The 12,457-nt window shown below is 64.1% G+C and carries 11 protein-coding genes; 4 read left to right on the top strand and 7 right to left on the bottom strand.

Going from position 1 to position 12,457, the window contains the following annotated elements; all coding sequences use genetic code 11:
- Window positions 1-268 precede the first annotated feature (268 nt).
- From AB7535_RS37760 to AB7535_RS37735, 6 genes are all read right to left on the bottom strand, one after another.
- On the bottom strand, window positions 269-982 hold the full coding sequence (locus AB7535_RS37760) for a GrlR family regulatory protein (RefSeq protein WP_354113298.1): 714 nt from the start codon (window positions 980-982) through the stop codon (window positions 269-271).
- Between the two features lie 104 nt (window positions 983-1,086).
- Entirely contained in the window at window positions 1,087-1,902 is an 816-nt protein-coding gene (locus AB7535_RS37755; protein WP_063980040.1) for a hypothetical protein, read from the bottom strand.
- A gap of 201 nt (window positions 1,903-2,103) precedes the next feature.
- Window positions 2,104-2,613, bottom strand: a complete 510-nt coding sequence (locus AB7535_RS37750; RefSeq protein WP_166066808.1) for an OsmC family protein — start codon at window positions 2,611-2,613, stop codon at window positions 2,104-2,106.
- Between the two features lie 54 nt (window positions 2,614-2,667).
- Window positions 2,668-3,453: an ABC transporter ATP-binding protein gene (locus AB7535_RS37745; protein ID WP_166066789.1), complete on the bottom strand. Its 786-nt coding sequence runs from the start codon at window positions 3,451-3,453 to the stop codon at window positions 2,668-2,670.
- Between the two features lie 4 nt (window positions 3,454-3,457).
- Entirely contained in the window at window positions 3,458-4,303 is an 846-nt protein-coding gene (locus AB7535_RS37740) for an ABC transporter permease (RefSeq protein ID WP_166066780.1), read from the bottom strand.
- A gap of 229 nt (window positions 4,304-4,532) precedes the next feature.
- Entirely contained in the window at window positions 4,533-5,504 is a 972-nt protein-coding gene (locus AB7535_RS37735; protein WP_014491109.1) for an aliphatic sulfonate ABC transporter substrate-binding protein, read from the bottom strand.
- Window positions 5,505-5,692: 188 nt separating this feature from the next.
- Between AB7535_RS37735 and AB7535_RS37730 the strand changes: the two genes are divergently transcribed.
- Window positions 5,693-8,482 carry a [protein-PII] uridylyltransferase gene (locus tag AB7535_RS37730; protein WP_166066760.1) on the top strand — a complete coding sequence of 930 codons (2,790 nt, stop codon included), beginning with the start codon at window positions 5,693-5,695 and terminating at the stop codon, window positions 8,480-8,482.
- An 8-nt stretch (window positions 8,483-8,490) separates the two neighbouring features.
- Here the strand turns inward: AB7535_RS37730 and AB7535_RS37725 are convergent, their stop codons facing one another.
- Window positions 8,491-9,021: a methylated-DNA--[protein]-cysteine S-methyltransferase gene (locus tag AB7535_RS37725; protein ID WP_208067687.1), complete on the bottom strand. Its 531-nt coding sequence runs from the start codon at window positions 9,019-9,021 to the stop codon at window positions 8,491-8,493.
- 97 nt (window positions 9,022-9,118) lie between these two features.
- Between AB7535_RS37725 and AB7535_RS37720 the strand changes: the two genes are divergently transcribed.
- The 3 genes from AB7535_RS37720 to AB7535_RS37710 all read left to right on the top strand — a co-directional run bounded on the left by AB7535_RS37720 (window position 9,119) and on the right by AB7535_RS37710 (window position 12,349).
- Window positions 9,119-9,475: a DUF1304 domain-containing protein gene (locus tag AB7535_RS37720; RefSeq protein ID WP_206706279.1), complete on the top strand. Its 357-nt coding sequence runs from the start codon at window positions 9,119-9,121 to the stop codon at window positions 9,473-9,475.
- A gap of 147 nt (window positions 9,476-9,622) precedes the next feature.
- On the top strand, window positions 9,623-10,849 hold the full coding sequence (locus tag AB7535_RS37715; protein WP_166066633.1) for an ABC transporter substrate-binding protein: 1,227 nt from the start codon (window positions 9,623-9,625) through the stop codon (window positions 10,847-10,849).
- Window positions 10,850-11,122: 273 nt separating this feature from the next.
- Complete coding sequence (locus tag AB7535_RS37710) at window positions 11,123-12,349, top strand: ABC transporter substrate-binding protein (RefSeq protein WP_354113297.1); 1,227 nt, start codon at window positions 11,123-11,125, stop codon at window positions 12,347-12,349.
- Window positions 12,350-12,457: the final 108 nt, after the last annotated feature.

The following is a 12,457-nucleotide window of genomic DNA, read 5'->3' as shown; positions in this document are numbered from 1 at the left end:
GAAACGACAACCGACGAGTAGCTTTACGGGGAATGCACCAAATTTAGATTAATGCACCTATCGGAATCGGGCAGCCCATCTCCGAAGAAATACGGAGTGATGGAACCGAAAATGGCCGGCGGAAGAAACGGCCGAAACGCGAATTAGCAACGATCAAATCGATACTTAGCGACGTCGCGACATGAACGGATTGCGGCCCCGCGCGCGCTTTTCCGCGCGACTACCGTCCAGGATGCTGCCCCATTAACGCAACGCCTTCCGGCGGCCGTCAGCGGCCCGCCCTGGCAAACGGCTCGATCAGCTTCAAGGTGGCGGCGAGGCGGATGCTGCGCTTGCCGGCGAGCGCGATCGCTTCCATGTCGGCGCCCTTGTCATCGCAGTGGCCGGAGAAGCCGATGCCCACCTCATAGCCACCGAACAAGGGATGCTCGCTCTTTGCCAGCGTGTGTTCCTGATTAACGAATTCACCTTTCCAGCGACCGTTCGCCGAAGAATAGGCGCCGAGATAATAGAAGAAGGCATCGCCGCCGAGGATCCGGCCGTCGCGCAGCAACATCACGCCGGTATGGCCACCGGTAATTCCATCCAGCATCCGGATGTCGATCGAATAGAGTCCGCTGACGATGCCGCCTTCGCCGACCGCACCGGGTGGGGGAACGTCATCGTCGCCGAGCGGCGTCATCACGGCGCGAAACACCGAGGCGTCCTCGACCACTTCTCCCTCGAAGCGGTAGAGCTTGCCCTGCGGTCGACCGCGAATGCTGATTGTGACGGCGTCGGAACTGACCAGCGACCTGTGCTGCGGCGACCGGCTGTGGCGCTTCGTCCGGAGCCTGGCGACGATTTCGCCGTCCACAATCTCGTAGGTGCCGAAGTGGGCGAAGGCCGTATTGCCGCCAAGCATTTTCCCGGCATGGGCGTACAGCACGCTGCGGCCGGAGCCGTCGTTGATATCGTATTCGACCTTGTACAATCCCTCCACCGCACGCCCCGATCTTGCTCTGTTGCCAGTTTAGCGGGTCTGCCAGCCCGGGTAACTAACTATCCTGACGCAGGGTTGAGGTCCCAAGCGTAGCGTATCTCGCCTTACGAAGCGCGGCGCGGCTGATGCATCGGCCTCTTCCGTCGTCCCATCCACCACAGCGTCAGGTTCCAGCCGATGCAGGTGGCGAGTGCGCAACTCAAGCCGATCGCCGAGCCGAACTGCGTGACGGCGACGTGCAGCACCGCAATTGCCAGACCGAAGCCGAGCAGGCCCCAGGCGGAGTTGGCGAGCACGGCGGCGGTCGGCGGGCCGCCGATGCGCGGATGCAGGATCACCATCATGCTGGTGAACACGATCGGGTAGAGCGCGATGACGCCGCTCACCCGCGGGCCGACCCAGCCCGAGGTCGAGACCACGATCGCAACCAGCGTCGCGACCAGCGAGGCGCGGAATGGAATGTCGTACCAGCGACGCGTCACCAGCGGCATCTTCACATGGCGGTACCTTGCGAGCAGCGGAATGCAGATGCCGAAGGCGACCAGGTTGACGGCGAGCCCGGCGGTCAGGGTCCAGTCGAACAGGCGGATGATGGAGGCCAGCACGATCCACACCGCGACCGCGCTGCCGGCGCTCACCAGCAGATTGTTCCGCTGCGCCAGCACGACATAGGTGAGCCCAAGGACGATCGTCGCGGCGTTGACCGGAAGGCTCGACAGCGCGCCTTGCGCGATGAAGGCGGCGTCATGGTCGAGCGCGAGGAAGACGTAGGAAGGACCGGCCGAGATCGGCAAGGTCGCCACCAGTCCGCCGATCACCGGACCGGTGCGCTCGGCAATGAACGACGCGGACACGACGAACGCCGCGGCGATCGCCATGCGCAGGACGAGGAAGATGATGAAGTGGAGCTCGGGGGGCATTTTTTGCTTCTTACCCTGCCCTGGCAGGGGTCCGAGACGAGCGAAGCTCGCTCGTGGGTCGGCTCATCTGGAGCGTAGCGAAATATGAGACGGGGTGGGGTGACAGTCTCTCGACGGATACGGTGCCCGAGTGGAGAGATCACCCCACCCCGCTCGCGCTACGCGCGATCGACCATCCCCCTCAAGGGGAGGGGCAGGAAGTCACATCCGCTGCATCGACACCGAAACCTTCGGGCCGCTCTTGATGGTCTGGTAGACCACGCAATAGCGCTCGGTGAGTTTGAGCAGGAGATCGAGCTTGTCCTGCGGCGCGTCGGTGTCGACCTCGAAGCGCAGGCGGATCTCGGCGAAGCCGACCGGGGTCTCCTTGTCGACGCCGAGCGTGCCGCGGAAATCGAGATCGCCCTCGGCATAGACGTTGCCGGTCTTCAGCGGGATCTCGATGGCGGTCGCAACCGATTTCAGCGTGACGCCGGCGCAGGCGACCAAGGCTTCCAGCAGCATGTCGCCGGAGCAGAGCTCGAGGCCGGAGCCGCCGGTGGCCGGATGCAGGCCCGCCATCGCGATGGCGCGGCCGGTCTCGACCTTGCAGGCGATGCCTTCGCTGTCGGTCGAGCCCTTGGCCTTCAGCGTGATCATCGCGGTCTTGGGATCGGTCTTGTAGCGTTCCTTGATCGGGGCCTGCATCTGGCGCAGTGCTGCGGCGTCCATCTTGTTCTCTCCCGGAAAAATCGTCCTTCGATGTACCGGCTCAGAGAGAAAATGTCACCACCACATGGCCTGACCGGGACCCTGGGTTGCGTCACGGTCGGGCACGTTGCGGTCCAGCGAACGGTCGAGTGACGTCAGCACACTTCGCTTGAAATTCTCGAACAGCGGCGAATTGCGGTCGCGCGGCCGGCCCAGATTGATCTCGATCTGGTCGAACAGCCGGCCCGGCCGCGGCCGCATCACCAAAACGCGATCAGCCAGCACCACGGCCTCGTCGACGTCATGTGTGACGAGGATCAAGGTCGGCCGCGTATCGGCCCAGAGGTCGAGCAGATGATCCTGGAGATCCCTGCGGGTGAAGGCGTCGAGCGCCGAGAACGGCTCGTCGAGCAGCAGCACTTCCGGTTGCGGCACCAGCGCACGCGCGATCGCGACACGCTGCGCCTGCCCGCCCGAGAGCTCACGCGGCCAGGCCTGCGCCTTGTCGGCGAGGCCGACGCGGGCGAGCGCGCGCGCCACCTTCTCGCTCCGCTCAGTCGCGGGCAGGTCGGCAAGGCCGAAGCCGATATTGTCGGCGACGCTGAGCCAGGGCAGAAGCCGCGGCTCCTGGAAGATGATGCCGATTTTTGCGTGCGGCGAATTGATCGCCTCGCTGTCGAGCGTCACCGTGCCTGCGCTCGCGCGATCGAGGCCTGCGATGGCGCGCAAGAGCGTGGACTTGCCGCAGCCGGAGCCGCCGATGATGGCGACGATCTCGCCCTGTTTGATCTCGGCGGAGAAGCGCGCCAGCGCCTGCACGCCGTTGGGATAGGTCTTGCTGACCCGGTCGAGCGCCAGCATCGTGTTACGTTCCCTTCGCGCGCCCGAAGGCGTCCTGCCAGCGCAGGAACGGCGCGGCTGCGACCTCGATCAGCCAGTCGGTGAGCTTGCCGAGGATGGCGAAGATGACGATCGCGGCCAAAATCTGCGCGGGCTTGCCGAGCTGCTGGCCGTCGAGCAGGAGATAGCCGAGGCCTTCCGAGGCGCCGATCAGCTCGGCCGCCACCACGAACATCCAGCCAAGCCCGAGGCCGACACGCAACGACACCACATAGGCCGGCAGCACGGCAGGCAGCAGGATGCGGCGGATCATGGCGAACCCGGAGAGGCGGAAGGTGCGACCAACCTCGACGATCTTGCGATCGACGGAAAGGATCGCGCCCATCACGCCGAGATAGACCGGGAAGAACACGCCGACCGCGATCAGCGCGATCTTGGAGGTCTCGAAGATGCCGAGCCAGAGGATGAATAACGGCACCCAGGCCAGCGAAGGGATCGCACGCAGCGCCTGCACGGTCGGATCGAGCAGCCGCCGCGCCAGCGACCAATAGCCGGAGATGGCACCGAGCACGGTGCCCGCGATCACGCCGAAGGCGAAGCCGAGACCGACCCGCCATAGCGTCGCGGCGATGTGGCGGACCAGCTCTCCGGAGCGGGCGAGCTCGGCGATGGTCGCAAAGACGCGCGAGGGCGGCGGCACCAGACGGCCGTTGGACCAGCCGGACCAGACCACCAGCTCCCAGCCGAGCGCGAGGATGAGCGGCAGCAAGATTCCAAGCAACGGCCGCGCATAACGCGACAGCCGCGAGGGCGCGGCGGCGCTCTCGGCCGGTTCCGATGTCTGTTGCAGGACTGGCGCGTCGGTGATCATGGCCGGTAGGAAGCGCGTCTGGCGAGGGAATGCAACACTACTCTTGCCGCGCTTTCTTGCGTCGTCCCCGCGAAGGCGGGGGACCCATAGCCACAGGCAGACATGGCTACGGGGACTCGGAGTGACCGCCTTCGCGTCAAACTACTCCCTGGGCTTATGGGTCCCGGGCTCGCTTCGCGCCCCGGGACGACAGCGGAGTTTGTTGCGCGCACCTGCCTCTTGCGCAGAACTAGTTCGTCGGCAGCGGGACCTGGTCGTCGATCAGGGCATCCAGCGTGGCCTTCACGTCGACCTTGGCGTCGACGACGCCGGCCTGCTGCAGGGCAAGGCCGGCGGCGAGGATCGACTCGCGCTGGGGTGCGCCGATGCGGCTGTGGGTGAGCTCGGTGCGCTCCTTGAGCTGCTTGTCGACGACCGCGTCCGGCAGCTTGGTCACGGCGATGAAGGTCTTCTTCAGGTCGTCGTAATTCGCCAGCGAATATTTGCGGGCCTCTTCATACACCGCGAGCACGCGGCGGGCGGCGTCCGGATAGTCCTTCAAGAACTGCTCGCGCACATTGAGGATGCCCCAGGTGTTGGCATCCGCCTTGCGATAAAACAGTTTTGCACCTTCCTCGACCTCGGCCTGCGCCATCATCGGATCGAGGCCGGCCCAGGCGTCGACGTCGCCGCGGATCAGCGCGGTCTTGCCGTCGGCGTGCTGGAGCAGCACCGGCGTGATGTCCTTCTCAGTCAGGCCTGCACCGAGCAGCGCGCGCACAAGGAAGATGTGCGGATCGGTGCCGCGCGTCACCGCGACGCGCTTGCCCTTGAGATCAGCAACGCTCGCGATCTTGGAATCCTTTGATGTCACCAGCGCCGTCCATTCGGGACGCGAATAGACGTAGATCGACTTGATGGGGTTCCCGTTGATCTTCGCCACCAGCGCCGCCGAGCCCGCGGTCGAGCCGAAATCGATCGAGCCGGCGTTGAGGAATTCGAGCGCCTTGTTGGAGCCGGCCGACTGCACCCAAATGATGCTGATGCCGTCCTTGGCGAACTCCTTCTCCAGCAGACCCTTCTGCTTCAGGACCATCGACACCGGATTGTAGGTCGCCCAGTCGATGCGGATTTCCTTGAGCGGATCCGCCGCCCGTGCCGCGGGGGTCATGGCGAGCGCAACAGCCCCCGCCAACAGAATGCGTCGTGTAATCCCGGTCATGCCCAGCCTCCTCAAAAACTTCATTGTTTTTCAATGAGTTATTTCTAGAGGTCAACGAGAAAATCGCTATCCCGAAAGCCCCTCGGCCGAGAACGATTTTGCCCGAGGCCGGCCTTTTCCAGCATGGAACGACTATTGCCAGAGAATGGCGGGTGACAGCGCCTGTCACCTCTTATATCCGGTGAGACATGGACAGCGTCGCGACTGAGCACAAGCCAGAGGTGGACGATCGCTTCGACACCGCGCGGATCACCGCCGCGGTCGATGCGCTTGCCGAGAAGCATCAGGGACGTGAGGACACGTTCCGCACGGCCATGGCGCAAATGCTGAAGGCCGAGCTGATCGCAGCGCGCGCCGCGGCGCAGGCGATCCTGCTGAAGGACCGTCACGGCCGGCGCTGCGCCGAGCGGCTGTGCCACGTGCAGGACGAGATCATCCGCATCCTGTATTCGGCGGCGACCCGGCATCTCTACCGCTCGCCGATCCCGAGCGGCGCGGAGCGCATGGCGGTGGTCGCGACCGGCGGCTATGGCCGCGGCCTGATGGCACCGGAATCCGACATCGATCTCCTGTTCATCCTGCCCTACAAGCAGACCGCCTGGGGTGAGCAGGTGGCTGAGGCTATTCTCTACTGTCTCTGGGACATGGGGCTGAAGGTCGGGCACGCCACGCGCTCGGTCGATGAATCGATCCGGCAGGCGCGCGGCGACATGACCATCCGCACCGCGATCCTGGAAACGCGCTTCCTGACCGGCGACCAGCCGCTCTATGACGAACTGGTCGCGCGCTTCGACAAGGACGTGGTGCAGGGCACGGCGTCCGAATTCGTCACCGCAAAGCTCGCCGAGCGCGAGGAGCGCCACCGCCGCGGCGGCCAGTCGCGCTACCTGGTCGAGCCCAACGTCAAGGACGGCAAGGGCGCCTTGCGCGACCTGCACACGCTGTTCTGGATCGCCAAATACGTCTACCGCGTCCGTGATACCGACGAGCTGGTCGAGCGCGGCGTGTTCGACGCGCAGGAATACCGCACCTTCCGCCGCTGCGCCGACTTCCTCTGGTCGGTGCGCTGCAATCTGCACTTCTACTCCGGCCGCGCGGAGGAGCGCCTCTCCTTCGATCTCCAGCGCGAGATCGCGGTCCGGCTCGGCTACACCTCGCATCCCGGCATGCAGGACGTCGAGCGCTTCATGAAGCACTACTTCCTGGTCGCCAAGGAAGTCGGCAACCTCACCGCCATCCTCTGCGCCAAGCTCGAGGACCAGCAGGCCAAGCCCGCGCCGGTGCTGAGCCGGATGATGGCGCGGCTGCGCCCCGCGCCCGCGAAGCGCCGCGTCCCCGACAGCGACGACTTCCTCGTCGACAACAACCGCATCAACGTCGCCGCGCCCGACGTGTTCAAGCACGATCCGGTCAATTTGATCCGGATCTTCCGTCTGGCGCAGAAGAACAACCTCGCCTTCCATCCGGACGCGATGCGCGACGTGACGCGCTCGCTCGGACTGATCAACGCGCAGCTGCGCGAGAACCCGGAAGCGAACCGGCTGTTCATGGAGATCCTGACCTCCGACAACGCCGAGATCGTGCTGCGGCGGATGAACGAGACCGGCGTGCTCGGCCATTTCATCCGCGCCTTCGGCAAGATCGTCTCGATGATGCAGTTCAACATGTATCATCACTACACCGTCGACGAGCATCTGATCCGCTGCGTCGGCTTCCTGCAGGACATCGAGCGCGGCGGCATCGAGGAGTTCACGGTCGCCAGCGATCTCTTCCGCAAGATCCGGCCCGAGCACCGTGCGGTGATCTACATCACGACGCTGCTGCACGACATCGCCAAGGGACGGCCGGAGGATCACTCGATCGCGGGCGCCAAGGTGGCGCGCCGGCTGTGCCCGCGGCTCGGCTTCAGCGCGGCCGACACCGAGCTCGTGGCCTGGCTGATCGAGGAGCATCTGACGATGTCCACGGTCGCGCAGTCGCGCGACCTCTCCGACCGCAAGACCATCGAGAATTTCGCCGCCGTGGTGCAGTCGGTCGAGCAGATGAAATTGCTCACGATCCTGACCACCGCCGACATCCGCGGCGTCGGCCCGGGCGTGTGGAACGGCTGGAAGGCGCAGCTGCTGCGCTCTCTCTATTATGAAACCGAACCGGTGCTGACCGGCGGCTTCTCGGAAGTCGACCGCGGCAAGCGCCTCACGGCCGCCTACGCCGAATTCCGCATGGCCTTCGCCGAGTGGCCGGCGGACGAGCTCGATGCCTATATCGGCCGGCACTATCCCGCCTATTGGCTCAAGGTCGAGCTGCCGCGAAAGATCCGCCATGCCCGCTTCGTCCGCTCCAGCGAACAGGCCGGCCACAAGCTCGCGATCAATGTCGGCTTCGACGAGGTGCGCGGCGTCACCGAGCTCACGATCTTCGCCGCCGACCATCCCTGGCTGCTCTCGATCATCGCCGGCGCCTGCGCCTCGGCCGGCGCCAACATCGTCGACGCGCAGATCTACACCACGACCGACGGCCGCGCGCTCGACACGATCTCGATCTCCAGGGAATACGATCGCGACGAGGACGAGGGAAGGCGCGCCACGCGCATCGGCGAGATGATCGAGGACGTGCTGGAAGGCAAGCTGCGGCTGCCCGAAGTGGTGGCGCGGCGCACCGTGCGCAGCAAGGCGCGGCCTTTCACGATCGAGCCGGAAGTGACCATCAACAACCAATGGTCCGACCGCTACACGGTGATCGAGATGTCCGGCCTCGACCGCCCCGGCCTGCTCTACGAGCTGACCACCGCGATCTCGAAGCTCAACCTCAACATCGCCTCGGCCCATGTCGCGACCTTCGGCGAGCGTGCCCGCGACGTGTTCTACGTCACCGACCTCCTGGGCGCGCAGATCAACGCGCCGACGCGCCAGTCCGCAATCAAGAGCGCGCTGACCCACGTGATGGCCGGCGACAAGGCGGTGCAGCCGGCGGCGTGAGGAGAGAGCTAAATCTCTACCCCCTCATGCCGCAGCAGCCAGCGCTTCCGCTCGAGCCCGCCGCCATATTTCACCAGCGAGCCATCCGCGCCGATCAGGCGGTGACAGGGCAGCACCACGCTGATCGGGTTTGAGCCGTTGGCATGGCCGACGGCACGAATGGCTTTGGGCATATCGATCCTTGCGGCCATCGCGCCATAGCTCATCGTGGTACCGGCAGGAATTTGCGCGAGCGCGGTCCAGACCCTTTGCTGGAAAGGCGTGCCGGCGATGCGCCATGCGACGCGCGAGAGCTGGCCGAGATCGCCTTCGAAATAACCCGACAGCGCCGTCCGCATCTCCGTCGGCGCAGGCAGATCGCTCAGATCCACGGCGCCGTATTGCAGGCGCAACAGCTCGCGCATGCGGTGCTCGTAGTCTTCCCAGTCGAGCGCACGCAAGGCGCCCTCGGCATCGGTGACGAGCAGCGCGATCCCGATCGGCGTCGTCAGGCGATCGAGGCCGAATCGTTCAGGCGGTTTGGTTGATCGAGCGGGCATTGCGACACCAGGCCATCGAAACACGCCATCGCACTTGCCATGCCGGCCGTGCTAACGTCCACCCGAAAGCTGACGCTTTGGGGGGCTCAACTTGATTCTGATCACCAATGTCCTGGTGGCGCTGGTCGCCGCACTGCACGCCTACTTCCTGATCCTGGAGATGTTTCTCTGGGACAAGCCGCTTGGCTTGAAGACATTCCGCAATACGCCTGAAAAGGCCGAGATCACGAAGGTGCTGGCGGCCAACCAAGGGCTCTATAACGGCTTCCTCGCCGCCGGCCTGATCTGGGGCCTCGTCCACGGCAACCCGGCCTTCGCATTCCAGATCAAGGCATTCTTCCTGCTCTGCGTGATCGTGGCCGGCGTCTACGGCGCGGCGACCGTCAGCACCCGCATCCTGCTCGTGCAGGCGCTGCCGGCGGCGATCGCACTGGTTGCACTGTTTCTGACCTGATTCTCGTGACCTGAGACGCTACGGCGCAGCGTCGCGATCCTTGCGCGGCGCCGGACCTTCCTCCACACTCTCCGGCAGCGATGGCGACCGTTGCAATCAACGGGAAAAGACCGTCGACCGGAAATTCCGTCAGGAGGAACAACCAAGATGAACAATCGCAGAGCCTTCATAGCTGCCACGGCGGCGCTCGCCTTCGCGTTCTCCGCCAGCCAAGCCCTCGCCCAGAAGAAATATGACACCGGCGCGAGCGACACCGAGATCAAGATCGGCCAGACCGTGCCGTTCTCCGGCGCCTATTCCGTCTACGCCAATATCGGCAAGACCCAGGCCGCCTACTTCAAGATGATCAACGATCAGGGCGGCATCAACGGCCGCAAGATCAATCTGATCCAGTATGACGATGCCTATTCGCCGCCGAAGACGGTCGAGCAGGTGCGCAAGCTCGTCGAAGGCGACGAGGTGCTGTTCACCTTCCAGATCATCGGCACGGCCGCGAACGCCGCCGTGCAGAAATATCTCAACGGCAAGAAGATCCCGCAGCTGCTGGCCTCCACCGGCGCCGCACGCTTCAACGATCCGCAGAACTATCCCTGGACCATCGCCTACAATCCCAACTACGTGTCCGAGGGACGCATCTACGCCAAGTACATTCTCGCCAATCATCCCAATGCCAAGATCGGCGTGCTCTACCAGAACGACGACATGGGCCGCGACTATCTCGCCGGCCTCAAGAGCGGCCTCGGCGAAAAGGCAGCCAAGATGATCGTCGGCGAGGTGTCCTACGAGGTCACCGACCCGACCGTCGACTCGCAGGTGGTCAAGCTGAAGTCGCTCGGCGCCGATCTTTTCTACGATGCGTCGACGCCGAAATTCGCGGCGCAGGCCATCAAGAAGGTGGCCGAGCTCGGCTGGACGCCGGTGCACATCCTCGACATCAATGCGAGCCCGATCTCGGCGACGCTGAAGCCGGCCGGCCTCGACATCTCCAAGGGCATCATCTCGACCCAATACGGCAAGGAGCCGAGCGATCCGCAGTGGAAGGACGATCCGGGCGTGAAAGCGTTCTTCGCCTTCATGGACAAGTATTTCCCCGAAGGCGACAAGCTCAACACGGTCAACACCTATGCTTATTCGGTCGCCGAGTTGCTGACGCAGGTGCTGAAACAGTGCGGCGACGACCTGTCGCGTGAGAACGTGATGAAGCAGGTCGCCAACATCAAGGACTTCACCCCGAGCTTCGCGCTGCCCGGCATCAAGATCAACACCGGACCGAACGATTATCGCGTCAACAAGCAGATGCAGATGATGAAGTTCAACGGCGAGCGTTGGGAGCTGTTCGGCCCGATCATCGAGGACAACGGCCCGGCGGGTTAGTAACTGCGTAGGGTGGATTAGCCCTGCAGATGCGCAAAGCGCATCTGCTCGGCGTAATCCACCTCTTCGACATCCGCGGCAACAGAAGTGGTGGGTTACGCCTGGCGGACTGCGCTTCGCGCAGCCGCAAGGCTGACCCACCCTACGAACTGCGCGTCTCCACCCACCTTGCGTTGCAGCAACGCCTCATCCACAATCGCCCTCAGCGGTGACGTCCTGTGCGCAAGAGCACCCGGGCAGATCATCGACAATAACAAACCGAGGAAATTGCGAATGAGGAATGGAATGCTGCATCTGGCCACGGCAACGGCGCTGGCCCTGGCGCTGTCCGTCTCTGCGGCCAATGCCCAGAAAAAATATGATCCGGGCGCCAGCGACACCGAGATCAAGGTCGGCCAGACCATGCCGTTTTCGGGACCGGCGTCGGCCTATTCGTCGATCGGCAAGACCCAGGCCGCCTATTTCAAGATGATCAACGACCAGGGCGGCGTCAACGGTCGCAAGATCAATCTGATCCAGTATGACGACGCCTACTCGCCGCCGAAAGCCGTGGAGCAGATCCGCAAGCTCGTCGAGAGCGACGAGGTGTTGCTGACCTTCCAGATCATCGGCACGCCGGTGAACGCGGCGGTGCAGAAATATCTCAATTCCAAGAAGGTGCCGCAGTTGTTCGCGGCCACCGGCGCATCGCGGTTCACCGATCCGAAGAACTTCCCGTGGACCATGGGCTTCAATCCCAACTACTTCGTCGAAGGCCGCATCTACGGCCAGTACATTCTGAAGGAGCATCCCAACGCCAAGATCGGCGTGCTCTATCAGAACGACGACCTCGGCAAGGACTATCTGAACGGCATCAAGGCCGGCCTCGGCGACAAGGCCGCCAAGATGATCGTGACCGAAGCCTCCTACGAAGTCTCCGATCCGACCGTCGATTCGCAGGTCCTCAAGATCAAGGACGCCGGCGCCGATCTGTTCTTCAGCGCCACCACGCCGAAGCAGGCCGCACAAGCGATCAAGAAGATCGCCGAGATGGGCTGGCATCCGGTGCAGATCGTCGACATCAACGCCACCTCGGTCGGCGCGGTGCTGAAGCCGGCCGGCCTCGATGCCGCCAAGGGCTTGATCAGCGTCAACTACGGCAAGGAACCGCTCGATCCGACCTGGAAGGACGATGCCGGCCTGAAGAGGTATTTCGACTTCATGGCGAAGTACTATCCGGACGGCGACAAGGACTCGAACTTCAACACCTACGGCTACAGCACGGCGCAGCTGCTGGTCCATGTGCTGAAGCAGTGCGGCGACGACCTGACGCGCGAGAACGTCATGAAGCAGGCCGCGTCGCTGAAGGACGTCGTCAGCGACACCGCGCTGCCCGGTATCAAGGCCAACACCTCGGCGACCGACTACCGCGTCAACAAGCAACTTCAGATGATGAAATTCAACGGTGAGCGCTGGGAGCTGTTCGGCCCGATCCTGGAGGATGCCGGCCCGATCGATTAGTTCTCGGAAACAACTGCCTCAACGACGTCATGCCCGGGCTTGTCCCGCCTGCGCGGCCGAAGCCGCTTCGGCGCGGCGAAGGCCCGGGCATCCACGTTCTTGGAGCGG

Source organism: Bradyrhizobium sp. 956_D2_N1_4, assembly GCF_052076025.1.
In the GTDB taxonomy this organism is placed as follows: Bacteria; Pseudomonadota; Alphaproteobacteria; order Rhizobiales; family Xanthobacteraceae; genus Bradyrhizobium; species Bradyrhizobium barranii.
The sequence above is the reverse complement of the archived record's forward strand: the minus strand, read 5'-3'. Positions and strand labels throughout refer to the sequence as shown.

Bases quoted from the DNA above. Each gene is read 5' to 3' on its own strand.
- AB7535_RS37715 (WP_166066633.1), top strand. From the start codon at position 9,623: ATGAACAATCGCAGAGCCTTCATAGCTGCCACGGCGGCGCTCGCCTTC.
- AB7535_RS37740 (WP_166066780.1), bottom strand. From the start codon at position 4,303: ATGATCACCGACGCGCCAGTCCTGCAACAGACATCGGAACCGGCCGAG.
- AB7535_RS37710 (WP_354113297.1), top strand. From the start codon at position 11,123: ATGAGGAATGGAATGCTGCATCTGGCCACGGCAACGGCGCTGGCCCTG.
- AB7535_RS37750 (WP_166066808.1), bottom strand. From the start codon at position 2,613: ATGGACGCCGCAGCACTGCGCCAGATGCAGGCCCCGATCAAGGAACGC.
- AB7535_RS37725 (WP_208067687.1), bottom strand. From the start codon at position 9,021: ATGCCCGCTCGATCAACCAAACCGCCTGAACGATTCGGCCTCGATCGC.
- AB7535_RS37755 (WP_063980040.1), bottom strand. From the start codon at position 1,902: ATGCCCCCCGAGCTCCACTTCATCATCTTCCTCGTCCTGCGCATGGCG.
- AB7535_RS37745 (WP_166066789.1), bottom strand. From the start codon at position 3,453: ATGCTGGCGCTCGACCGGGTCAGCAAGACCTATCCCAACGGCGTGCAG.
- AB7535_RS37735 (WP_014491109.1), bottom strand. From the start codon at position 5,504: ATGACCGGGATTACACGACGCATTCTGTTGGCGGGGGCTGTTGCGCTC.
- AB7535_RS37730 (WP_166066760.1), top strand. From the start codon at position 5,693: ATGGACAGCGTCGCGACTGAGCACAAGCCAGAGGTGGACGATCGCTTC.